The organism is Paenibacillus sp. YIM B09110, assembly GCF_037167145.1.
GTDB lineage: Bacteria > Bacillota > Bacilli > Paenibacillales > Paenibacillaceae > Pristimantibacillus.
Genome location: NZ_JBANSP010000028.1, coordinates 45,767 through 68,371, shown reverse-complemented (window position 1 = coordinate 68,371; position 22,605 = coordinate 45,767). Strand labels below are relative to the sequence as shown.

The following is a 22,605-nucleotide window of genomic DNA, read 5'->3' as shown; positions in this document are numbered from 1 at the left end:
GCTGTTGTTTCGCCTTCTTCAACCGTTGCCGTTCCGATCAGCGTTCCTGCTGTTGCTGCGGAATACACGTTTACAACGTCGCCTTCTGCTAGGCCAGATACCACTACGGAGTCGTCGCCGCCTGTTGGGTTGTTCGTTACCGCAATCGTTCCAACGACTGGCGCTGTGCTGATATCCGCATCGTACGCTTTTACCGTTCTTGCGCTCTCCAGCTTACCTGTGCTCTTCACGCTAACATAAACACTGCCTTTAGCCGTTCCAAGGTCTGTAATGGAGACCGTTGCTTCCGTAGCATCTGCTGCGACTGTCGCCGTACCAGCCACTGTACCGCCCGTAGCCGCTTTGTAGACATTCACAACATCGCCTACTGCAAGGCCTGTTACTTTGATCGTATCGTTTACACCAGCTTTAAAGTTCTCTACGCTAATGTTTGTTGCAACCGGTGCTGTAGATATAGGTTCAGATACATAAGTCTTAGATATGCGCGCGCTCTCTAATTTATTGTATCTCGTTACCGAAATCTGCGCAGAACCGCCGGTTGCAGTCAACAAATCTGCTTTGGAAACAGTAACCTCGGAAGCGCCCTCTTCTACTATTCCGCTTGCGATAATTCTACCGTAAACAGTTACTTCATCACCGGATGCCAGGCCTGTTACCTTAACGGTATCATTGCTTCCAGTTGATTCATTTACAATCGTAATTGCTGTGGCCAGCGGTGCTACAGAAGTTTCTGAATCGTATGCTTTCGCAACGCGAGTACTTTCCGTATCTGCGCCGCGAGTCACTGTAACATAAACACTTCCTGCAGCGCTGCCTACTTGTGTAATTTCTACCGTGGCTTCTGACGCATCTGCTGTTGCGGTGCCTAACAGAGTACCGGCTGTAGCTGCGTTATATACATTGACAATATCTCCCGCAGTAAGACCCGTTACTTTAACCGTATCCTTTACTCCTGACTTGTTGTTCGTAACGCTAATAGCTGCCGCCGTCGGGGCAGTCGTTCCAGCTGCATGAACAATAGCCGGGCTTACTGATGACAATAGCAACGTTGCGCTCAACAACCCTGTTGCTAGCTTTGCAGATTTCGCTTTAGGACTAGGCTGTACTTTAGACTTTGGTCTTAACTTCATGTGTCCTTGCCTCCACAGTTGATATAGTAACTTTCTACTATTACTATCGGCAGGCACTACTCCAAAATTTAGGTATATTTACTCGTTTAATCTTTTGATTTATAAGAGAAATTGTCGAAGGTAATAGGGGTGAAATACATGAATATGCAAGTCCTCTTTATGAACACAAAAAAAGCTCCGGTTTCCCGGAGCCTTGTGATAGGCACTTGTCAATGAACCATCTATAAGGTGGCTAATGATAGCCTGATGATTACAGTTTGACTACGTTTGCAGCTTGTGGACCGCGTGCGCCTTCAACAATGTCGAATTCAACCGATTGGCCTTCTTCGAGAGTTTTGAAGCCTTCGGATTGGATTGCGGAGAAATGAACAAATACGTCGCCGCCTTGCTCAGTTTCGATGAATCCATAACCCTTCTCAGCGTTAAACCATTTTACTTTACCTTGCATTCGCAAACATTCCCTTCATCTTCAAATACTGTGAGGCGTCTTAAGGTCTGGCCCACAATTTGACTATACCATCGTATAAATGGAATTGTCAAACAATTTGTTGTAAGCGAATACATTGCGGTTCTATCCATGTTTTGCGTACTTTATAAATAAGGTTACAAGGGTATTATTGCCTCTCCATGATTATCCTGCCCAAATAAGGATCCTCATTATTAAACACTGACAAACCCGTTCCTTTTACAAAATAGAGCGTTTCGAATTTGTATTCATGCTCCAACTTTCGAATGAGCTCTTCCGCTATGATGAATCTGCGGAAATGATTATCATATAGCTTATCGAGCTTTTGATCCTCTATCGTTCTGAACTCCGCTGCCAAGCAATCTCCCTTTCTCAAATGATTGCTCAGAATGGAAAGCAGTATTTCTTCTGTTCTTTCGTTTATGGAGTGCAATACAAATCGAATATAAACAATCAGTTTCTTGCCTTGACTGCTGGCCTCCTTGCTGACTACTTCGACAATTTGGCTCAGGCCCTGCTCGTCACTAATGTCTACAGCCTGAAACTTTAGGTTCCCGACATGTGTAGATTTCGAAGTGACGTCTTCATTGATCTTTATCGCCTCTATTGACCTGTCAATTCCTATTACTTTGAAACCGCTTCTGGCAAAGGAAAACGAATCTCTGCCCGAACCGCACCCAACGTCCAATATAACCGAATTGGAATCTATGCTCTGTTTGATGAATGCACAAAATGTCGATTCTTCGTGAATACTAACTTTTTTATAAAACTCGTTCCAGTAATTAATGTTCAACTTTTCACTTACGAGCTCTTCTTTGATATTTTCCATCGGTTTCCCTCCTCTTGCATGCCTATACGAAGTTAATATAACTTCATACTCTTATTCTCATGTCAGCTTTATAAAGTCTTTTATTTGTTCGAATATATGTTTTTCATATAAAGATACTTTCTCGCAATAAGCGTCGGCTTCTTCTTCCCCTGTCTGCTTATTCGTCAAGGTTATTGTATAACTGTCAAGATTAATCGATAGATCTGTCCCTACGTTTGCTTTGGTTTCTAATTGGAATTGGTGAAGCGAATCGCTAATAGCTACCCGATAGGACTGATTTGGATGAATAACATGGGTAACGGCAAAGTTGCGTTCTTGCTCCCCCCCAAAACATTTGGGAAGTTTGCCGTCAATATCTTCCGGAATGGCTAAACCGCATACATCGAGAATAATCGGCAAAATATCAATCGATTCGATAATTTCATCAGATACAAGCGGCATAACTCCATGGCCTCGAACCATTAACGGAATCTTCCTCCGGCTTTCATGCAAAATGCTGTCTTCAGATTCCAAGAAGGTTTGTCCATGGTCGGAATGCATCACGATCAGCAATTCGTCGTCGGCATATTTTTTGCTCAAAAAATCAAATAAAATGCCTAAAAAGAAATCGACCCTCTTAATTTCTTCATAGTACTTTACGATTTTATTTTCGTCATATTTCGTCAATACTGACGTTTCGCCTTTATTTTTCGTATCCAAACGATTGTAAATATCGGTATGTACTTGCGCATACAAATTATTTTCGATCTCGTCCGGCACGTTATGAAGATCCATCATCGATATCGACAAATATTGATTAATGCCGCCAAAAGCTTCGATGTGCTCAATCGCTTCCATAATGACATCTCTGCAATCCATGCCGCCGATAAAGTTTTGGTACAAAATGCGGTCGAAGCCTTTGTAATAACCGAACGTAGGCGTCGTTCTCCAATTATTATTTATATTAGCTGTAAAATAACCTGCATCCTTCAAATATTCCGACAGTAATTTACTATAGCGTTCAAAGCTGTACATATAATCAGGATGCAAGAGCCTATGATTAGTAGAATAGCGCCCCGTATTTACGCTCGCTTTGCTTGGCAAGGTCCATTCGCTAGCAGCGTAGCTATTTGTCGAAATAAAGCCGTTGGAGAAAAAGGCATACGCGTTCGGCATAATTTCCGCCAAACTGTTCTGCTCCAAAAACTTATATGAAAGCCCGTCAATAAAAATTTTCAGTACGAGTCTCGGCTTTTTGGGCTCAGTAGCCACAGGAATAGGATGTCCGACAAATATTGGCTTGTTGGCCTCTACCTTCAGCATTCCGGTCTCGTTGAATTTTAGATAATGGTACCTATTTAACGCTAAGTTTCGATCTGAAAAGGAATAATGATTGTCATTAATCGTAAATTCAACAGCCGTCAGCGGATCTATCAAGGACACAGGAACGATTGAAGGACCCAATAGCTCGACATTGGCTTCATTCGCTGCTTCATTCCCCTTGAACATCTCCGTTTTGAAGTAAAGACGACTCCCGTTAGTAGCATCAATAATGGCATGCGACTTGTACATATTAAACATATATTCTTGGGCTGTGCCTGCATGCATGACTTTTCGAATTAAGCTTTCGCCGTGTTGGTCAAATGGGAATGCTCTAGCATCCCCTTCCTTCATGATTTTATTGCACTCAACAATTTTTGCATCCAGTTGTTTTTGATTGATGCTGCGGTCATGAGTCAGCTCGGTTATCAAACGTTCGAGATTGGAAATTCCCTCCTCTTTCTCCATGGCCGTTGGCGCATACTTGGCGGCATACGCGTAATGCTTGGTTCCTGTAAAGCTGTCATTCAGCGCTTCATATACGACTCCCAAGTTCATATGGATTTCAAAATGAAAAGGATGCTTCCGCAAAGCCTCGAGAAGGATCTCCCGCGTTTGCTCCGCTTCTCCCTTTTGAAAATGCAAAGTCGCCTTTAAGATATAGTAATCGGCATTATTCACTAGACTGCCGTACCGATTGATATTCTCTTCGGCTTGCGCGAGCATATTATCGGTTAAAAGTTGCTCTATCTCCAGCTTTTGCTCTTTTAAAGTCGCTAATAAATCTTTTACTTCTGAGCCCAAGTGCTAAGTCTCCTTTGCTAGATCAGATCTGTTGAAGTTATCCATTGCTCCGTACGCTTAATGCCCTCTTCCAATGAAACCAGCGGCTTCCAGCCCAGTAATTCATTGGCCTTGGCATAGTTGCAAAGCAGTTTTTGAATTTCGCTCTGAGGATGGATATGTTCCACATGGTGGATCCGGCTGCTGTCTCCTACGATTAATAAAGCGAGCTCGTTGATCGATATATCTCTTCCTAGCCCGGCATTTACTATGTGGCCATTAACCTTATCCGAGTAACCCGCCTCCACGACAAAGCGCGCGCAATCCTCAACATAAAGCAAGTCGCGCGTTTGCGTTCCTTCGCCATAAATATTCACGTCTTTACCAGCAATCTTGTTTTTAACGAATATGGCTACGACGCCGCCTTCTCCGCCTGTCTTCTGGAACGGCCCGTACGTGTTAAATGGACGAATCACGACCGTTGGCAGCCCATATGCGAAATAGTAGGATAGCACCATGTTCTCGGCCGCGATCTTGGCTCCCGCATAAGGCGAGGCCGGCTTAATTGGGTGCTTCTCCGTAATTCCTTCTTCGTCTATGCAACGGTCATATACCATGCAAGTGCTCATAAATACGACTTTGACGTTATGCTTGCGGCATTGTTCCATAATATAGAATGTTCCGATTGTATCGTTGTTAAAGGTCGTACGCGGATCGTCTATCGAATCTTGGACATTAATAGATGCTCCGAGATGATAGCAGATGTCAAAAGAATGAGTGTGGAACAAAGATTCCATCAGCGATTCATCTAGGATCGACCCTTTAATAAATGCTTTGAAACCGGGATGCTCGCGAAACTCCGCGATGTTTTGTTCGCGCCCATTGGAAAGATCATCAAGCGCCCATACCGAGTGCCCGTCGGCAAGCAATTGCTTTGCCACCCATCTACCGATAAATCCGGCTCCGCCGGTAAGTAAAATGTTCATGCTTAATCACCTTTTCTTCTATTAATGTACTCGTTCATCAAACAGCTATAATAAATCGACGCATGCCAACTTCCCTCAGCCCAATGGGTATCTCTCAGCCTGCCATCTTCTTTAAAACCGATTCTTCCAAAAAATTCTTGTTTGGCGACATCGAATTCATAGATTTCGCCCCACAAACGATGCAGTCCAAGCTCATCGAAGCCATAGGCCATCATCACTTTGGCTGCATCATCCGCATATAGCTCATCAATATACAGCTCATCTGCTCCGATATAGATCGAGAAATCCGCGCTTCTATTAACCCAATCGATATAACATAATCCGCCGGCGCCAAGCAACCGGTCGGTTGATAGTTCCGTAATGGCGAACATAACCGTATTCCTGTCGCCTAGAACAAGCTTCTCGAACCACTGATTCTGATTATCGCTATTCAACTCCCTGTATTCGCGGAAATATCGACGGAACTCCGGCTTATTTCTCCAAGCCATTAATTGGCTTAAATCGTTTCTTTCAATCGCTCTTAACCCAACGACTTGTCCGACTAACATATTAAATCACCACATCCGTCAAATATAGGGCTTCGCCTTGCTTTTTCGCGACCGAGATTTTCCTACCAATCACTTGAGAAGCTTGATAAGGTGCCAATGAACCTGCCGGAGCCGGACGTAGTACCTCCAAATCCCCTTGGCTAATCGTTTCGCCCGGAGCAATATCCCTCTTTAACCGAAGGCAGCGGCGTTGAACGACGGACGTTTCCAGCTCGTTGTCCTCGATCCGCTTTACGCCGTCGCCCAAAGCAGCCTCTAGCTCTCTGCTTCGGTCAACCATTTCCCTCCAAGTGACAGGATTCATGGAGAAAAGGTGATCAGGGCCTATACGATCATTGCTGTCTGTGAGATGTTTCTCGATTACCCTCGCACCGTAAGCGATAGCTCCAAGTACCGTTGCATGGCCGGGCGTGTGATCGGATAAACCAAGGATGACATCCGGATAGCGCTGCGCATACATTTGAAGCACTCGCAAGTTCACGTGCTTTAGATTGCTAAGATCCCCTGTGTAATTTGTATTGCATTGCATAAGTACAATTTGATCATTAAATGGTCTAATTGCCTCCATAGCGCGGTCCACGTCTTCTAAAGAAGATGCTCCGGTCGCGATTAGTATCGGCTTATTATACTGAGCGATTTTCTCGATAAGCGATATCCAGGTTATATCACCGGAGCCAATCTTAAAAGCCGGCACATATTGTTCCAATAATTCGATGGCTTCATAATCGTATGGCGTTGTCATGAAGTCGATTTGCGCTTCCTTTGCTGTACGAACAAGCTCGGCCGTCCAGTCGCGATTGCACTCGTACTGCTTGTATACGTCAAACACGCTTTTTTCCCATGAAGATTGGTGTCCTACTTTAAGATTCTCGAAACCTACCGCGCTTACGATTTTACTCGCTTCGAAATGCTGGAACTTCGCCGCATCCGCTCCCGCTTCCTTCGCAATCCAAATCAATTCCTTCGCCCGTTCCAAATCCCCGTCATGGTTCGAGGCAATATCCGCTATGAAATAAGCCGGCAGATCGCGTCCGATCTCGAATTCGTTTATTCGAATTGTTTTATTCATGACCAGCTAGCCTCTTTTCTATAAAATCATTTTTCAGAGACGATATCACGCCTTGCAAATCAGGAAATGCGTACCCTACTCGGCTTTCTGCTCTAGCCACGTCCAGCCCCAAGCTTTCCGCTCTATCGATTCCGTCTTTAATATGATCAACGCTGCCATCTTCCGCCTCGTCCAAACGGTATTCAAGCGATTTCGCTAACGCCTCGATAAATGTCTTCTTAGATGAGACCTCGCTGCTTGCTATGTTCCATACCCCGGATGCTTTAGTAATAATCATATCAAAGAGAATGGCAGAAAAATTTCTAACATCTATGCTTGAAGTAAAATAATCATCAAACATCGTAATCTTTCGCTGCTTCTGCAGGGAATCGATCACCCATTCGACAAAGGTCATCGAGTCCTCGTACCCTCTAAATCCTACAATATTCGTCCGCACAACTAAAGACGTTGGATTGGTCAAAGCAAACGCTTCGCCAGCATATTTGGTCCGTGCATATTCATTAACCAGATCCACTTGTCTAGTTTCATTATGTTTTTCAGCACCATGCCCGGTAAAATAATGGTCTGTCGAAATATGTACGAAGTAACTATCGACTAAACGTGACATATTGGCCATTATTCCAACGCTGCGCGCATTCACTGCATAAGCATACCCGGGATTGTCCGAGCATTCTTTCAAATTAACCGATGCTGCGGCATTAATTATAAGATCAGGTCTGGTATCATTAATAATTTGTCGAATGGAATGGTCATCGGTTATATCCGCTCTACGTTCGCCATGACGACGAGAAACGGTTATGACCTCATAATCTCGCAATTTGGCCTCATTAGTCAGCGCTTGTCCAAGCATGCCCGAAGCCCCAAAAAGCAATAATCTCATCATGAACCTCACTCATCTTTTTCCATATTTAACAAATGTCTTTTCGCATCAAACCCATTAATAATTTATTCATTATTTAAAGCGTTTTATATCAATGGGTTAAGTTTCTTTTGTTCAATATGCTTATTAATATCTACTAACGCAGGATATTGTTCCATTAGCTTTACTGCTTCGCTCCAGTGAAATATATGACCGCTGGTATACAGGTGATTGTATATTTCCTTTAAATGACAGTAATCCTCTTCCGTATCCAGCGTCCAGCGGTAATGCGAATAATCCGACTCTCCCGTGTAATAGGCAAGCTTGAATCGATTCGGATTTTGATAAAAATAAGGTGTTACATGCTCATACTGATCGGCGATGTGGGCCTCATTATAGGCAACCTCGAGTCCTTCCATCGTAAACACTTCAGTATCCAAGCCACGTGGGAAAGTTCTTTCTATTGTATTGCTTGCGTAGTCGACTTTACGTTCCAGAAAGAAACGTATCGTTTCGTTAGTGATCTCAGGATCGATTACAGGACAATCCGATGTAATTCGAATGACGATATCGGCCTTATATTGCTTAGCGGCCTCATAATAACGCGACAATACATGATCCTCACTGCCCCTATACCACGCAACCCCGATCCTTTCCGCCTCTGTTATAATGGCGTCATCACTCGCTTTAATCGTAGTCGCAATGACGATCTCATCGATTAAGGGCACCTGGCGCAACCGGTCAACTACATGCTCCAGCACGGTTTTATCCATAAGCGGCATGAGCACCTTGCTCGGTAATCGGGTTGATCCCAATCTTGCTTGAACGATAGCGACCTTCTTCATTCTAGCTCATCACCATTTCGTTATTAGATATAATCAGTTGATTTTGAATTAACATTTGTCGAATTTCTTCTTTGGTAATGATTGGCGCGTTATTGGATGCGTAACTTTTAATCGGTGCAGGCTTGGCATTATCGTAAATACGCTTGCCAATATACTGATTGGGAATGACGAACATATCCGAAAATTCAAATGCGTTAACCGACTCGTCCTCCGTCATCAATTCTTCAAACAACTTCTCGCCAGGTCTAATACCGATTTCCTCGATACTCACTTCGGAAGAAGATATATGCCGCTCTTTGCAGGTTTCTTCAATGACGACTTCCGCTAGCTCCTGCAGCATGATAACCGGCATCTTCAGTATAAACACTTCTCCGCCCTGAGCCATCGTCATCGCCCGGATCGTGAGCTCTGTCGCTTGCTTAAGAGACATCATAAACCTGCTCATGCGAGAATCCGTTAATGTTATGCTTCGTTGTCCAACGATCTGTTTTTGGAATAGCGGTATCACAGATCCCCTTGAGCCCATGACATTGCCAAATCTTACGGCCGCAAATTTAGTCTTGCCGGCTCCCCCGTAATATTGAGCAGCGGAGATTAGTCTCTCCGCCATCAGTTTGGAGGCCCCATAGGTATTGGAAGGAGATATCGCCTTGTCCGTGCTCGTAAACACCGTCTTCTGCACACCGCTGTCAATAGAGGCTTGAATCACGTTCTGAGTTCCAATAATATTTGTCTGTACCGCTTCGAAAGGGTTATATTCGCATGCGGGCACATGCTTCATTGCGGCAACATGAAAAACATAATCAATATCCTGCATAGCTCGACGAACTCTTGTGTAATCCCTGATATCGCCGATCAGAAATCGAACATTGGTATGTTCTCTCAACATTTGCTGCATTTCGAATTGTTTATACTCATCCCGGCTGAAAATACGAACGACCTGCGGCTGATCCTGCAATATCGTTGAGACGAGGGACTGTCCGATTGTTCCTGTCCCGCCGATAATCAACACTCTTTTGTCTGTAAAATATCCTTGCATCGTTTTCCCTCCTATGAGCTTGTGCTACTACATTTTGTTCTTTATTCGTTCAAGCATCTCACTAACCATACTCTTGAACTCGGATGTTTTACCCTGCATGGATTGGATGAGAGGCAGCATAGTCTTAACTGCAAGATTTGCTTTTTTTATTAGATCAGACTCTCCGGCAAATTCCGGCAAGTCTCTTTCGAATTCTAGCAATTCATTCCTGCACACTTTCAAATACAATCCTTGAAACGGATCGCTCCTCAGCATAGCTTTCCATTCCGAATCTATTTGGTAAAAGGTGTTTAAACATTTATTCGTATTTGTCCTGCTCCATTCGGGCAACTGACTGATCTGCTGTTCTAATTTAATTAACGTTGCCTCGAACTTATTCATCTCAGTCGGTAATCTCTTTATTTTATCCATCATAACCGAAATGCGATTTTCATTGTACAATCGAAGCTTAGCCATTTCATCCATAACAATAGATTCATCTATTAATTCACGGTTTAAGCTATGATAGACTTCGTCCATAGGCTGATACACCGTATGCTTTATTTTTGCCCCTTTGCTTGATGAATTCACAAAGCGTATATGAGGAAAACGTTCTAGCAGATCTTCGATATTCGCAAGCGTTTGCTCCATCCCAGGAGAAACTCGATTTTTGCCTCCATGCACATTGTCGACGAATAGCTCCGCACTATTGACAACCTCTTTCATTTCTTCATCGGTTTTATGCCGCGTTCCCGCAGCATACATCGTATTGTCGGGATAGGATAAGTCCTGACCTGTAAATATAATCGTATTACACCCCATATATATCGCCGCTTGTATCGCAGTCCCTGTTACGGAGTAAGTAGAGAGGAACCTCGGTTCTTCCTGCTTTGCATCCAAAAAATGATCCATCGTACAATCGTTATCTAAAAATACATGAACGAGATTTCTAGGATTCCGATCGATTATCTGATAGTTGATCATAGGCGCATAGACCAGCGGTATACCTTCAATATTAATATTTTTAAACACGTTGTAGTTTGATTCCCCTCCGTCGATAGAGACGATTAGATGAGGAGTAATTCCATAATGGAGCAAGGATTGAACAGCAGATCCTGCAGCAATTAGAATAGCGTGTTTTTTGAGCTTTAACAGCCACTCCACATCCAGTTCCAGTGAAGGACCTGCTCCAATAATGACGGCTGTCTTCCCGTCAAATTTGCTCTTCAATCCCGCTAACGAAGGGGAATGTAATGTGGCGGATAAATTGTACAAACTATTTCGAACCCATTCCGCCCCGAACATCTCTGTCATTTTGATCGAACTATTAAAGTTGGTAACGGCTGATACAGCTTCTTTAAAGAAGAGATGCAAATCGTCTTGTGCAATACGGTCATACATGGGAAGAGCGAATAACTGTGGCTCCCCTTTCATATATCTTGCAAAATGATAAAACATTGCTTCCCTTTGTTTTCTGTCATTGCCTACAACAAAGCTCGCAATGCTGTTATTTTCAAATAGGGATTGAAAATCAACGACTTCCATTGCCGCCAAAAAAATTTGGATATCCGGTTCATAAATATATATTTTGTGATTCGGATATAGTTCCATATAGTGCTGGACGTGATAACCTAGCCCGAAGCCGAAAAAGAAAGCGCTCGTCACGTCGTGACTCGTTACAGTTAATTTGTTGCTCCATCGTTCGACTTCATGCTCAGGATTATATCGACTGTTCAAAAAAAAGGGGGCTTGCCCGTCTTGTTCCACATAAAGATTAGGAAGTCCGCTCTTGCTAGTAACCGTTTGATACTTCCGAATGTCTTTTGTTAGACCATCTAGCCCCTCATATATGTATGGCTTGTGACTTTGCAGATAGTTCGCATTGAACTCGAAACGATTGCCTCTCTGCAGATCGTCTTGTCCGAGTTCTAAGGTCAATCTATGAAATACAGGTATTAATTCAAAGCTAATACAATCGCTTGCTTCGATGTAATTGTCTTGATCCATAGCGGTGTTCATTGCATAGAACTTGTCTTTTATTTCATTAACGGCAGTCTCGATAACAGGCTGCAGTACATGCTTGTATCCCAATTTATGAAGATCTTCGCTAAGAATCGATAATGCTTTATATAAATCGTCTATGCCTTCGATTATATCAACGATTTGCCGCCATTCCTCGTCAGTCGGCTTTACCACCATGCTTTCAGCGGCATTAGAAGAAGCCTCGATTAATTTAGGCAGAAATAACACAATCTCAGTCATGCTGCTGTTTATCTCACTTAGTTGCTGATCCACGGTACTCCCCCTCTTACTACTTATTGTATATATCGGACCAAGACGCCGATAATATAATAAAACCCATCAGGAATATACACTGACGGGCTTTTGTAAATATATCCAAAGCAAAAGTTATGTTGTTGTTAATCGCTCAATCCGGGCAATCGACTCTTCTAAATACTCCGTAAGATGTTTATTCGTTTCTGCAATTCGATCAATGAGCTTTCCTAACACCGTTACAAACATTTCTGCTTTTCTTTGAATGTTTTTTTCTTCGGCCAGCTCAGGCAACTTGCGATCAAACACATGCACTTCGGCCCCTAATACGTATACATACATAACAATAAATGGTTTGCTATTTACTATGGAGCCCCAATAATCCTCTATAATCGCCATTGATTCCAAACACTTATTAGGATTGGTTTGACCAAGCAACTGAAGCTTATCTAACCGTTTCTTCACATTACTTACGATATCGTCTACTTCAGCGATTAACTGTGGCATCTCCCTTAACTTCGCTTCAATCTCTTTCCTTTGCGAATCGTCATACGCTTGTTTATGATTTCCAAGCACTTGTTCTATCATTATCCCAACGCTTTGCTGATCGCATAGCCTGTTTGCTACGCTTTCCATAAGTTCGTACTTTGTATTCTCAATTTTTGCGCCTAATTGACTTGCGTTAATAAATTGAACATTATCCGTGTTTTGAACTTCCTTCTCGATATTCGCTAGCGTAACCTGCATCTTCATATTCGTTCTGTTCATTCCGCCTTGTACGTTCTCAATGAGCTCGCTAGCCTGTTCTACAGTACTTTGCATCTTATCCGTATGGATGTGCTTAGCGCCGGTAGCGTACATACTTTCTGTAGGATACGATAAATCTTGTCCAGTAAATATGATCTCGGCACATCCTAAAAAGACAGCTAATTGTATTGCCGTACCGGTAACCGAATAATTAGAATGAAACACAGGTGGAGTCTCCATAAAATAATTAGTAACAGGATCGCTCTTAAAATAAGCATGGAATGTGTTATCGTATTGAATATCCATAATCTGATAATTGATTTGCGGAATATAAACCATCGGAATGTTTTTACGATTAATTTCCTTGAAAGCTTTAAAATTTTCTTCTCCGCCATCCATAGATACAACGAGATGCGGTTCTACTCCATAATGCTGCAAAGATTGAATAGCAGAACCCGCTGCAATAATAAGCGCATGATTCTTGAGCCTTTTCAATACATGTATATCCTTCTCCAAGGAAGGTCCTGCCCCTACAATAATGGCGGATAGGCCGTGTAATGATTGCTGTAACGTTGTAACTGCTGTTGAACTTAGATTGGCTGCGATATTGTATAAAACATTTTTGACATGTTGCAATCCCAATATATTCATTGTGCTAATATTTACCAAATATGACCAAGAGGCCTGATGAATGAGTTCCTTCAGCTTTAGCTTCTCGTTGTAAAATAAGTGGTTATAGCTTGGCAAATCTATAGTGGCTATTTTATTGCCACTGTCTATATATAAATCCCTTAATAGTTCTCCTAAACGCACTTTATCCTGACCTAAAAAGATCTCTTTGGGGACGACAGATTGAAAATAGGTTTCTAAATCGATCGCATGAATGGCGGCAAGAAATACTTGTTCGTCCGGCTCTATGACATAGACATTTGTGTCCCTAAGGCAATGTGCGGCTTCATGTAAATGATAGCCGAAACCAAACCCAAATACGATGGTATGGTTATATCCCGCAACCTTACCAGGTATTCGTTCCGTCCATCTTATGGCCTCATACGAGGGATCATATAAACTATAGATCGGGGCGCAGTCCCCCGTTGTAGTACGTACATGCAAATTAGGCATTCCGTTTTTAGCATTGATGATTTGATAATTGACATGATCTCGTTTAAGTTGTTTCAAACGCTTGACTGTTTCGGGATAATCATTCATCAATACCTTTAAATTAAGCTGAAACCGATTTTCCATTGTTTGCTTTTCTTCACCTAAGCTGTTAGACAACTCTTGAATAAGCGGTTTGAATTCATATCTAATAATATCTCCGACAGCTATATGTCGATCATTATCGAGTTGCGTATTTAACATGTGATACTTTTGCTCGATTAGCATGCAGGTACTATTTATAATCGGCTGTATGCCAAAGTTAATTTCATGTTCCAACAACCCGCTATTTACGGCATTTAACGTTTTGTATAAATCGTCGATTCCCGCAATCACTTGACTAAATATGTCCCAAGATTCCGTAGTCATCTTGTCGTAAAACAATTCTGAGACCGAATCGCACGCTTTCTCTAACCGCGGCAGAAACAACTTAATATCCTCAATGATTTCAAATATATTATCGATTTCATTATGCATCACATAGCCGCCTTTTACAAAGTGTTATAGTTTTAGTTTGTATATCGGCTTTTATGGTTCTTTTCATAAGAAAAACTGCTTAGGAAAAGATCCCAGCAGTTTTCTGATGCATTACTCTTTTCGATCAATAAAGTAACTTTCGGGTACGTATGCGGAGTCGTACCTGTTCTTTTGTAACTGTGACATCCGTAACTTCGATAGTTCTTGAGAAGCTTCTTCCATGAGATATTTCATTCGTTCGTTAATATGACTATCGTATTGCATGATTTGCGCTAGTAATTCCTTCTCCAATTGGGAAATAGCATCCTGTTCCTGAAGACGGATTATGACCTCATCGCGAAGCAGTAGAAGATCGTGCAATTCTTCATCATAAACTTCATGGATACGGTCTGCCGTCGCAATCGTTACATTTAACAAGGATGTGATAAGCTCAACCATATCAAACCATGTCCGCTGCAGTTTGTTGTCTACCAGTATTTCCGCTCAATATTTGCTTCCAAGCTGCTAGCAATTCCTGTAAATGCTCCGCGACTTCTTCAGCAATTGACGCAGTTTTGCTTACGTTTGCTTTGATGAGGCAATGTAACATATACTCGTAAATTCCAAGCAGATTTTGAGAGATTTCATAATCATAATTAAGCGAAGCAATTAACTCGTTTACAACAGCCTGCGCTTTCAAAAAATTAGTATTAGCGGCCTCATAATTATGCTTATGAATCGCTTCAATACCTAATTTAGTGAAGCGGATCGCTCCTTCATACAGCATGATAATTAACTTTTCACCATTTGCGGTCTGAACGGACGATTGCTGATAGATTTGATATGGTGAATTTATCATATTATATATACACTCCTTTAGATCTTACATAAAGCTGGATAAAGAACCAGACTGGGAATTGAATTTATTAATTGCCGTCTCCATTGCAGTAAATTGCTTATAATACTGTGTCTCAAGCCTAGTTAACCTTTTGACCATATCTGTCTCTTTAAGTTTCATTTGATTGATTTCAGTACTTAACGACGAATTAACGAGGAAAGTACTGTTCAAATCCGTACTGGTAAGCGAAGTTCCCGCTTTCTTGGACAATTCCGTTAATGCATCCATAGATGTAGTTGTCATTTTTTTAAACACGCCAGTTGAATTATTCGAAAACAATGAAATTACTTCTTCCGGATTCGATTCCAAGGCGCTTCGCAGTTTACTTTCATCCAGTACGAGCTTGCCCTTCTCCGAGTAACTACCTGTCGTAATACCGATTTGTATACTGTTACCGGAACTATCCTTAATTCCACTTACTAAAGAAGTAGCAGCAAGGCGCAAATCGGATACGAATCGGCTCAGCGTGCTATCATTTCTCAGTGTGCCGCTTCTTGCTTTATCTTGCCAGTTTTTAACATCATCTTCATTCATTTCCGCTTTCTCATCGCTGGTTAGCGGACTAAAAGTACGATTTCTCGCTTCAGAGAGCTCAGAATTAACTGAACTAATGATGTTGTTGTAATCCGCTACAAATGATTTAATTGTATCGATGATTTTACTGGTATCTTGAACCGCAGTAATTGTAGAGGGATTTCCTACTGCAGTTTTAGCTTTAACCGTAAAGTCCATGCCGTTGACAGCAAATCTATTATTGTTGCTTGTGTAACTGATGCCGTTGACCACAATACTCGCATCGCTGCCCACGCTGATCGTCTTTTTGGGCTCTGAGAACCCGGTTGATGTAGCGAAAGCATCAATCTTCAGACTATCATTTCCTGTCTTCGTACCCGTTAAGGAAAGCTTGCTTACTCCAGTATTTGCATCGTAAGCATAAACAGCCGTCGTTTTTAAAGCAGCGCTATTCGTATTAATGAAAGATGCCAATTCGCTTAATGTCGCATCCTCGGAAATAGACAAGGTTTTATCATTAATCTTGATAACAACATTGCCTGTCGGATTATTAGACCCGTCCAATTCTGCCGTGAAGCCTAAATCCTTTAGAGCCACGTTTTGAGTAGGATCCGAGAATGAATACAACTCAGTAGCAGTACTTGCTACATTCGTCACTTCAACTGATATCGTACCTGTGGCAGTTGAACTCGTTGAATTGATGGTTAGGGCGTTCGTATCTCCGCTAACCTGCGAAGTCTTGGCGCTGATTGCATTCGACATATTGTAATTAGTCAGCTTATTATTTCTGAAATCAACGATTTTCGTGCTTATCGAACGATAGTCTTCTTGTTTCCATTCAGACAATGTCCTCTTCTTCACTAGATTCGTATATGACGATTGGCGAGCCTTCATCAGTTCTTTCACCATTGAGTCTACATCAAGTCCAGATGCCAAACCTGATAATCTCATTACTCCGCAACTCCTCTCTACACTTTTTCGTCAACCATAATACCTGTAATCTCAATAATTTTTGCAGCGGCATCCAACAACTTCTCTTCCGGGAATTGTCGAAGAACTTCGCCGGTTGAATTATCCTTTACTTTATAAACGACTTGCTTGGTACCTTCATGTATCGATCGTTCAATGGTTGTATTTGGACCTTGAATAGCTTTAAGAATGCGATCCAGGCTTTCCTCAAGCTTATGTTTAGATACGTTGCCCTCTGTCTTTGGGACCTCGTTTTTAACTTGAATCGGTTCGTTCGATTGCGCTTCTTTACCGGCTCCGTTGCCTACGTTCTGAACTGTCATGAAACCTGGCGCGGTGTTGTTGGATGAAATATTTATCATCGCTTTGCCACCTCACAATATATTTTCCCTATAGTATAATATCGGATAAATCCAATAACTTTGTTAGTCAAATGATAAATTTTACTCTCTATGCTATCAAGTAAAAAAAGGAGACCTTGGTCAATCCAAGATCCCCCTTCTTTAATGTTGCGATAAAAATTAACGAAGCAAGGACAGAACGCCTTGCGGCTGCGAGTTCGCTTGAGCAAGCATAGCTTGGGAAGCTTGAAGAAGGATGTTGTCCTTCGTGAGCTTAACCATTTCCTTCGCCATATCCGTGTCACGGATACGGGACTCGGAAGCTGTAAGGTTCTCAACCGTTGTGCCCAAGTTGTTCGAAGTGTACTCAAGACGGTTTTGTTTAGCACCCAAAGTAGCACGTTGAGTGGAAACCGCTCCGATTGCAGTTTCAATCGAAGAAAGTGCAGTCGTAGTAGCTGCTGCAGTGAAGTCAGTTGCTTTGCCTTTGAAATCAGTATCAACGATACCGGAAAGCGTAATTTGTTGTTTGCTGTCGTCAGATTGAATCTTAACACCAGCAGTTGTGTTGATTTTAATGCCGTTAAATGTTGTCGAAGTCATGATTTCGTCGATTTGTGCAGTCAATTGCGTAAGCTCAAGATCGATGTTCGATTTATCGGACGTCGAGTATGTTCCGTTTGCTTTTTGAACAACAAGTTCTTTGATACGGCTTAGCATGGAGCTAACTTCGTTCATAGCGCCCTCAGCTGTTTGTACGAACGAGATACCGTCTTGAACGTTGCGTTGAGCCATTTCAAGACCGCGGATTTGGCCGCGCATTTTCTCGGATACTGCAAGACCTGCAGCGTCGTCAGCCGCACGGTTGATGCGAAGACCGGAAGACAATTTTTCCATCGATTTGCCCGCAGCTGTGTTGTTAAGACCCATGTTGCGGTGTGTGTTCAAAGCTGTAATGTTGTGATTAATACGCATTGATAATTCCTCCCTGAAATTGTATTCCCACATCCTTGTGGTTAACCGCTTAGCGGCCTAATATATATATCGACAACTAAAGAAAGAAGTTTATAGCTTATTTCATTTTTTTCAGGAAATTTATTTGATTTTTCAACGCTTCGTCGTTGATGGACGAATTTTCTGCCGAGCGGTTCATTTCTTCGACAGAAGTATATAGCTCCTTGCGTAACACGTTGATTTCTTTAGGGGCTTTAATACCAATCTTAACAATATCTCCGCTAACCTCCAGAATGCTTAACTCGATTTCATCGCCGATTAACAACGATTCGCCCTTCTTTCTCGTTAAGACCAGCATCTCACTTTCCTCCATCCTGGTTTCCGTGCTCCAAGAACAGCGGTTGCCGTATAGAATATTTATTATCAGACAATATGTATTGCAGTCCAAACTGTTTGGAGCCATTGATGACGATAGGCGCGGTTAGATTAATCGTCGCTTTTGCAAGATCATCCTGAATGCTGACAATGCTTACGACCCTTACGTATGCCTCATCCGTTAATTCCAACTCCGCCTTAATATGATCCGGCAGATCAAATTCGTAATTTTCATAAAAATCAAACGGCGTCGCGGTAATAAAAGTGACAGCGCCATCCTCTAACGATTGCAAATAATAAAACGGGCTTTCTGCAATTTCGATCAAAATATACTTGCGCAGATGCTTAAAACCGGGAATCCCTTGTTGAAATGTAATGATATCGGCTTCTTCGTATTTAAAATTCCCGAATCGGGTGGATTCAATAAGCATGCGAGTCACACTCCATAGTATTATCAGATAAAATAAAAAGCTATAGAATCGAGGTCGATTATATAGCTTTAACAAATTATGACGTTATTAATAGGTCAAGTCAATAATTGGCGGTGTAATCGTTACCGAGGCATATTGCTCCATATAGACGTTTACACTGCCTCTGTTATATTGAATATCCGGCTTATTCACCTTCACGTTGATATCTGCACGCCCAACTTGTACATTAACCTCGGGCTTAGATATTATGGCTTGAAAATCAACATTATCGTAAGCAGCGGGACCAAATACATTTAGTTTTAAATCTTGTTGCGATAAAGACTGCTTGGCCACATCGGCGACAGGATTGCCTCCAGCGGTCAGATCGCCTATTTGATTATACTCTTGGACCGTTCGCTGGATATAGCGAATCGCGCAGTCTTGGTAAGAGCTATAGATACGATTCCAAAAGGCTTCAGGCTTGCCGCCCGATAGAGCATTCCGTGTCTTCGTCATATCGATAATGACGACTGGCTGCTCCGTCTGAATATCGATTACCGTGTCGGTCGTCTGTATATCGATCGTCGCCGGCGTTTGTCTGATCTCATATTGCCCGCTCTGTGATTGAATGCCGATTCTCCCAGAAACAGACTGAATTTGAATTTGCGGAATAGGCAATGTCATGGCTAGCTCAAGAAATCAACCAGCGATTTGCTTACGATTTTCGCACCGACCGACAGAGATGCTTGATAGATGTTTTCATTGATTTGAGCATCGATCAGTAATTTTTCATAATCGGCATCTTCCGTCTTCGACTGCATATCCGTCAAATTAATCTCCATGTCTGCAAGACGATTCTGCACTAATTCTACACGGTTCGTACGAGCGCCGATCTCGGACCTCGCATTAATAATGCGATCCATACTTGCTTCAATATTCGGAATTTCTGCGCTAACAGCTGCGTGTGTTCCATTGTCCAAAGCGGTAATAACGCGATCAAGGACGGAGAATACATTGTTCCCGGTACCCGCCGGGTCACTAGCTCCAAAAACTTGATTCCCGGACAAATTAATATCCAGAGTGGTATTAACGCCAATCGCATAGTTGATGACGCCGGTATCTGTAACGTTCGACTTCGGATCCGTCCCGTAAGGTACTTGGTCAAACTTCTCTCCGTTAAAAACATACTTTCCGTTAAATTGACTGTTTGCGATATCGGATAATTGCGATTTCAACTGGATTATCTCGTTCTTGACGTTATCAAGAGCGATATCCGGATTCGTTCCGTTTGAACCTTGAGTTGCCAATTCCTTAACGCGTTGCAGAACGTCGTTGGCTTGCCCCAGAACCGTATCATTGAAATCAAGCCATGATATCGCTGAATCGACATTCTTCTGATATTGTTCGTTACCCGATAATTCCGTTCGGTACCGGACCGAATAAGTAATCCCAACCGGATCGTCTGACGGCTTGTTCAGCTTGCGTCCCGTTGCCGTCTGTTCCTGCAGGTTCGCCATTTGGCCCATATTGCGATTCAGATTGCGCATCATATTCAAATGCATCATGCCTTGCGTAACGCGAAGTGACATAACGTTAACCTCCTACTATAAGTCTATTCTGTTAGCGGCCAACCACGCCTGTGCCGTTGATAAGCTTCTCCAGCATCTGGTCAAAAGTGGTCATAAAACGTGCCGAGGCGCTATATGCATACTGGTATTTGATCAGATCAGACATTTCCTCGTCGAGCGAGACGCCGCTGACGGACTGTCTACTGCTCTCCACTTGATCGAGCTGCGTCTGCGTATTGGTGTAAATTCGATTCAATTCCTGACTTTGAACACCTAATGCTCCGACAATCGCTCCATAGAAATCACCTATCTTAGCGCTGGTGACACCTCCGCCAATAGCTGTCTCGTCGAAGGATACCTTCACATCTTTCAGCTCGGACATAAGAAGTGCAAGTCCATTATTTCCTTTGACGACGGTCGTCACTCCTGCCCCGTCCGTCGAAGTTCGAAGCGATGTGGCAATCTTATTAGCATCGGAGGCAATCGTCGGATTAAGCGTTATGCTGGCTGCCGTTATCCCCGTAGCTCCAAGCTTGAACGTAAAGAAATCTTCACCTTGCTCAGCCGGAGAACCCAACGAGTAACCCAGCTTGTGCAGGCCATTGATGCCTTGAACAGTAACAACCTCCGGAGCTGTAGTAGCAACCGTCGTACCGGGCTTCACCCAACCTGCCGGAACGGTAACCTGAAACTCTCCGTTCGCTAGTGTGTTGGCGAGAGTATCAAGTTGCTGCTGAAACTCCGATACGTAGGTGTCTCGCGACACGATCATCCCGTGAATTTCGCCGCCGATAAGCGTCCCGTTCGCTACGGCAGTCTCTACATCTTGGGAAGTTATCGACGTCATCGTTCCACCCTGAACCAAATTCATGTTACCCATCGAGATCTGATAGCCCAGTTCTGTATCCGTTACGTTAATATTAACGATCTTCGAGAGCTTGTCCGTCATCAAATCCCTTTGATCGCGAAGATCGTTCGCATCGTCGCCCAACGATTCGATCCTTCTGATCTCTGAATTGAGCGATGAAATCGTCTGAAGCAAAGAATTGGATTCAGTTACTTTGACATCAACGTTTTCCGTTAAATCGGCATCGAGATCCGTCAATTGACGGCTCAATTCGTTAAAGGTCTCTACAAGAGCTTTGGCGTTTTCCTGTAAAATCTCGCGGCCGGTTACGTTTTCTGGATCTTTACTAAGATCGGACCATGCGCTCCAGAAGTTTTCAAGAACCGTTCTGATTCCCGTTTCCGAGGGCTCATTCACGTAACCTTCCAGCTTGCTCAATGTATCTGTCTGGATCGATAAGCTTCCGAGACTCTGACTTTGTTCGCGATACTGCTCATCAAGAAAAGCGTTGCGAATACGTGTGATTGAAGTAAATTCAACACCTGTTCCCAATTGACCTGGAGCAATGGATCGATTCATCCCATAAGCTTCAATCGATCGCGATGCGACCATATTGACCTTTTGCCGGGAATACCCCTCCGTATTCGCATTCGAAATATTATGGCCTACCGTATTAATCGCTGCCTGCTGCGTGAACAAGCCGCGCTTCGCCGTTTCTAGCGAATGGAAGGTTGATCTCATTGTGTCATCTCCTCGTTAAGCTCTGGAATCGAACCAGGTGTTGCGTTTATTGTTATTGTATTGTTGACTCATCGGATGCTGATAGGTAACGTCCTCGTTCGGATTCTCCTGCATGAGATCGATCGAAAAGTTAATGAACGTAAGCGACTGGTGAATCAGTTGCTGATTCAGATCGTTCACTAGTTTCAACTCCTGGAGCAATCCCCCAAGCTCCTGCTGCAGCTTCATGAGCTCCTGCTTCTCGTCGGCATTGCTGACCGACTTGATGAGCTCCGTCATGACGCCGCTGCGGAAGCGGAAGCCCATATCCTTATAGTAGCGTGCTGTTTCGAACACTCTCTTCTTTTCAAGCTCTTCCGCTGTCGTTGCTAGCAGCTTTTCTTTCTGGGTGATGACGTTCAGTTGAACGACATCATTGGCAATAATTAATGGCTTCTTGCTTTGTTCCAGCTCGAGAAGACGCTCATACAGCTCATGCTGCTGCTGCAGCAGACGAACAATTGCACCTGTAGACATGGATGT

Annotated in this window: 22 protein-coding genes and 1 pseudogene; all 23 read right to left on the bottom strand. The window is 43.0% G+C overall.

Annotated elements, in window-relative coordinates; translation table 11 throughout:
• A pseudogene (locus V8F51_RS27010) lies at positions 1 to 1,130 on the bottom strand (hypothetical protein); the annotation flags it as partial.
• A gap of 250 nt (positions 1,131 to 1,380) precedes the next feature.
• Positions 1,381 to 1,578 (bottom strand): cold-shock protein, encoded by a 198-nt coding sequence (locus tag V8F51_RS27005; RefSeq protein ID WP_028599014.1) that lies wholly within the window; start codon positions 1,576 to 1,578, stop codon positions 1,381 to 1,383.
• Positions 1,579 to 1,744: 166 nt separating this feature from the next.
• Entirely contained in the window at positions 1,745 to 2,425 is a 681-nt protein-coding gene (locus V8F51_RS27000; protein WP_337103602.1) for a class I SAM-dependent methyltransferase, read from the bottom strand.
• Positions 2,426 to 2,482: 57 nt separating this feature from the next.
• Positions 2,483 to 4,528, bottom strand: a complete 2,046-nt coding sequence (locus V8F51_RS26995) for a sulfatase-like hydrolase/transferase (RefSeq protein ID WP_337103601.1) — start codon at positions 4,526 to 4,528, stop codon at positions 2,483 to 2,485.
• 17 nt (positions 4,529 to 4,545) lie between these two features.
• Positions 4,546 to 5,493 carry a dTDP-glucose 4,6-dehydratase gene (locus tag V8F51_RS26990; RefSeq protein ID WP_337103600.1) on the bottom strand — a complete coding sequence of 316 codons (948 nt, stop codon included), beginning with the start codon at positions 5,491 to 5,493 and terminating at the stop codon, positions 4,546 to 4,548.
• 2 nt (positions 5,494 to 5,495) lie between these two features.
• Positions 5,496 to 6,041: a GNAT family N-acetyltransferase gene (locus V8F51_RS26985; protein WP_337103599.1), complete on the bottom strand. Its 546-nt coding sequence runs from the start codon at positions 6,039 to 6,041 to the stop codon at positions 5,496 to 5,498.
• A gap of 1 nt (position 6,042) precedes the next feature.
• Positions 6,043 to 7,110, bottom strand: a complete 1,068-nt coding sequence (locus V8F51_RS26980) for an N-acetylneuraminate synthase family protein (protein ID WP_337103598.1) — start codon at positions 7,108 to 7,110, stop codon at positions 6,043 to 6,045.
• The gene (locus V8F51_RS26975; protein WP_337103597.1) at positions 7,103 to 7,993 is read right to left on the bottom strand and encodes an SDR family oxidoreductase; all 891 of its coding nucleotides are present in this window, start codon (positions 7,991 to 7,993) and stop codon (positions 7,103 to 7,105) included. The genes V8F51_RS26980 and V8F51_RS26975 overlap by 8 nt, the downstream gene beginning before the upstream one ends.
• An 83-nt stretch (positions 7,994 to 8,076) precedes the next feature.
• Complete coding sequence (locus V8F51_RS26970) at positions 8,077 to 8,814, bottom strand: glycosyltransferase family protein (RefSeq protein ID WP_337103596.1); 738 nt, start codon at positions 8,812 to 8,814, stop codon at positions 8,077 to 8,079.
• 1 nt (position 8,815) lies between these two features.
• Positions 8,816 to 9,853, bottom strand: a complete 1,038-nt coding sequence (locus V8F51_RS26965; RefSeq protein WP_337103595.1) for an SDR family NAD(P)-dependent oxidoreductase — start codon at positions 9,851 to 9,853, stop codon at positions 8,816 to 8,818.
• 27 nt (positions 9,854 to 9,880) lie between these two features.
• Positions 9,881 to 12,127 (bottom strand): motility associated factor glycosyltransferase family protein, encoded by a 2,247-nt coding sequence (locus V8F51_RS26960; RefSeq protein WP_337103594.1) that lies wholly within the window; start codon positions 12,125 to 12,127, stop codon positions 9,881 to 9,883.
• Between the two features lie 114 nt (positions 12,128 to 12,241).
• Positions 12,242 to 14,488 (bottom strand): motility associated factor glycosyltransferase family protein, encoded by a 2,247-nt coding sequence (locus V8F51_RS26955; RefSeq protein ID WP_337103593.1) that lies wholly within the window; start codon positions 14,486 to 14,488, stop codon positions 12,242 to 12,244.
• A 111-nt stretch (positions 14,489 to 14,599) separates the two neighbouring features.
• Positions 14,600 to 14,926 (bottom strand): hypothetical protein, encoded by a 327-nt coding sequence (locus V8F51_RS26950; RefSeq protein WP_337103592.1) that lies wholly within the window; start codon positions 14,924 to 14,926, stop codon positions 14,600 to 14,602.
• Position 14,927: 1 nt separating this feature from the next.
• Positions 14,928 to 15,326, bottom strand: a complete 399-nt coding sequence (fliS, locus tag V8F51_RS26945) for a flagellar export chaperone FliS (RefSeq protein ID WP_337103591.1) — start codon at positions 15,324 to 15,326, stop codon at positions 14,928 to 14,930.
• 24 nt (positions 15,327 to 15,350) lie between these two features.
• The gene (fliD, locus tag V8F51_RS26940) at positions 15,351 to 16,829 is read right to left on the bottom strand and encodes a flagellar filament capping protein FliD (protein WP_337103590.1); all 1,479 of its coding nucleotides are present in this window, start codon (positions 16,827 to 16,829) and stop codon (positions 15,351 to 15,353) included.
• A gap of 17 nt (positions 16,830 to 16,846) precedes the next feature.
• The gene (locus V8F51_RS26935) at positions 16,847 to 17,209 is read right to left on the bottom strand and encodes a flagellar protein FlaG (protein ID WP_337103589.1); all 363 of its coding nucleotides are present in this window, start codon (positions 17,207 to 17,209) and stop codon (positions 16,847 to 16,849) included.
• A gap of 159 nt (positions 17,210 to 17,368) precedes the next feature.
• The gene (locus V8F51_RS26930; RefSeq protein WP_337103588.1) at positions 17,369 to 18,163 is read right to left on the bottom strand and encodes a flagellin N-terminal helical domain-containing protein; all 795 of its coding nucleotides are present in this window, start codon (positions 18,161 to 18,163) and stop codon (positions 17,369 to 17,371) included.
• A 97-nt stretch (positions 18,164 to 18,260) separates the two neighbouring features.
• Positions 18,261 to 18,515: a carbon storage regulator CsrA gene (gene csrA / locus V8F51_RS26925; RefSeq protein WP_442956495.1), complete on the bottom strand. Its 255-nt coding sequence runs from the start codon at positions 18,513 to 18,515 to the stop codon at positions 18,261 to 18,263.
• A complete protein-coding gene (gene fliW, locus V8F51_RS26920) occupies positions 18,502 to 18,948 on the bottom strand; it encodes a flagellar assembly protein FliW (RefSeq protein WP_337103587.1) in 447 nt (148 codons plus the stop codon). Before fliW ends, csrA begins: the two co-directional genes overlap by 14 nt.
• Positions 18,949 to 19,035: 87 nt before the next feature.
• Entirely contained in the window at positions 19,036 to 19,611 is a 576-nt protein-coding gene (locus V8F51_RS26915; protein WP_337103586.1) for a DUF6470 family protein, read from the bottom strand.
• A 2-nt stretch (positions 19,612 to 19,613) separates the two neighbouring features.
• Positions 19,614 to 20,516 carry a flagellar hook-associated protein FlgL gene (flgL, locus tag V8F51_RS26910; RefSeq protein WP_337103585.1) on the bottom strand — a complete coding sequence of 301 codons (903 nt, stop codon included), beginning with the start codon at positions 20,514 to 20,516 and terminating at the stop codon, positions 19,614 to 19,616.
• Positions 20,517 to 20,547: 31 nt separating this feature from the next.
• Complete coding sequence (flgK, locus tag V8F51_RS26905) at positions 20,548 to 22,083, bottom strand: flagellar hook-associated protein FlgK (protein ID WP_337103584.1); 1,536 nt, start codon at positions 22,081 to 22,083, stop codon at positions 20,548 to 20,550.
• A 15-nt stretch (positions 22,084 to 22,098) separates the two neighbouring features.
• Positions 22,099 to 22,599, bottom strand: coding sequence for a flagellar protein FlgN (locus tag V8F51_RS26900; protein ID WP_337103583.1), 501 nt, complete (start codon positions 22,597 to 22,599; stop codon positions 22,099 to 22,101).
• Between the last annotated feature and the right edge of the window lie 6 nt (positions 22,600 to 22,605).

What these genes read in the sequence shown, in the direction of transcription:
- V8F51_RS27005 (WP_028599014.1), bottom strand. Translation starts at nt 1,578, where the DNA reads ATGCAAGGTAAAGTAAAATGGTTTAACGCTGAGAAGGGTTATGGATTC.
- V8F51_RS27000 (WP_337103602.1), bottom strand. Translation starts at nt 2,425, where the DNA reads ATGGAAAATATCAAAGAAGAGCTCGTAAGTGAAAAGTTGAACATTAAT.
- V8F51_RS26990 (WP_337103600.1), bottom strand. Translation starts at nt 5,493, where the DNA reads ATGAACATTTTACTTACCGGCGGAGCCGGATTTATCGGTAGATGGGTG.
- V8F51_RS26985 (WP_337103599.1), bottom strand. Translation starts at nt 6,041, where the DNA reads ATGTTAGTCGGACAAGTCGTTGGGTTAAGAGCGATTGAAAGAAACGAT.
- V8F51_RS26980 (WP_337103598.1), bottom strand. Translation starts at nt 7,110, where the DNA reads ATGAATAAAACAATTCGAATAAACGAATTCGAGATCGGACGCGATCTG.
- V8F51_RS26975 (WP_337103597.1), bottom strand. Translation starts at nt 7,993, where the DNA reads ATGATGAGATTATTGCTTTTTGGGGCTTCGGGCATGCTTGGACAAGCG.
- V8F51_RS26970 (WP_337103596.1), bottom strand. Translation starts at nt 8,814, where the DNA reads ATGAAGAAGGTCGCTATCGTTCAAGCAAGATTGGGATCAACCCGATTA.
- V8F51_RS26965 (WP_337103595.1), bottom strand. Translation starts at nt 9,853, where the DNA reads ATGCAAGGATATTTTACAGACAAAAGAGTGTTGATTATCGGCGGGACA.
- V8F51_RS26955 (WP_337103593.1), bottom strand. Translation starts at nt 14,488, where the DNA reads ATGCATAATGAAATCGATAATATATTTGAAATCATTGAGGATATTAAG.
- V8F51_RS26950 (WP_337103592.1), bottom strand. Translation starts at nt 14,926, where the DNA reads ATGGTTGAGCTTATCACATCCTTGTTAAATGTAACGATTGCGACGGCA.
- fliS (WP_337103591.1), bottom strand. Translation starts at nt 15,326, where the DNA reads ATGATAAATTCACCATATCAAATCTATCAGCAATCGTCCGTTCAGACC.
- fliD (WP_337103590.1), bottom strand. Translation starts at nt 16,829, where the DNA reads ATGAGATTATCAGGTTTGGCATCTGGACTTGATGTAGACTCAATGGTG.
- V8F51_RS26935 (WP_337103589.1), bottom strand. Translation starts at nt 17,209, where the DNA reads ATGATAAATATTTCATCCAACAACACCGCGCCAGGTTTCATGACAGTT.
- V8F51_RS26930 (WP_337103588.1), bottom strand. Translation starts at nt 18,163, where the DNA reads ATGCGTATTAATCACAACATTACAGCTTTGAACACACACCGCAACATG.
- csrA (WP_442956495.1), bottom strand. Translation starts at nt 18,515, where the DNA reads ATGGAGGAAAGTGAGATGCTGGTCTTAACGAGAAAGAAGGGCGAATCG.
- fliW (WP_337103587.1), bottom strand. Translation starts at nt 18,948, where the DNA reads ATGCTTATTGAATCCACCCGATTCGGGAATTTTAAATACGAAGAAGCC.
- V8F51_RS26915 (WP_337103586.1), bottom strand. Translation starts at nt 19,611, where the DNA reads ATGACATTGCCTATTCCGCAAATTCAAATTCAGTCTGTTTCTGGGAGA.
- flgL (WP_337103585.1), bottom strand. Translation starts at nt 20,516, where the DNA reads ATGTCACTTCGCGTTACGCAAGGCATGATGCATTTGAATATGATGCGC.
- flgK (WP_337103584.1), bottom strand. Translation starts at nt 22,083, where the DNA reads ATGAGATCAACCTTCCATTCGCTAGAAACGGCGAAGCGCGGCTTGTTC.
- V8F51_RS26900 (WP_337103583.1), bottom strand. Translation starts at nt 22,599, where the DNA reads ATGTCTACAGGTGCAATTGTTCGTCTGCTGCAGCAGCAGCATGAGCTG.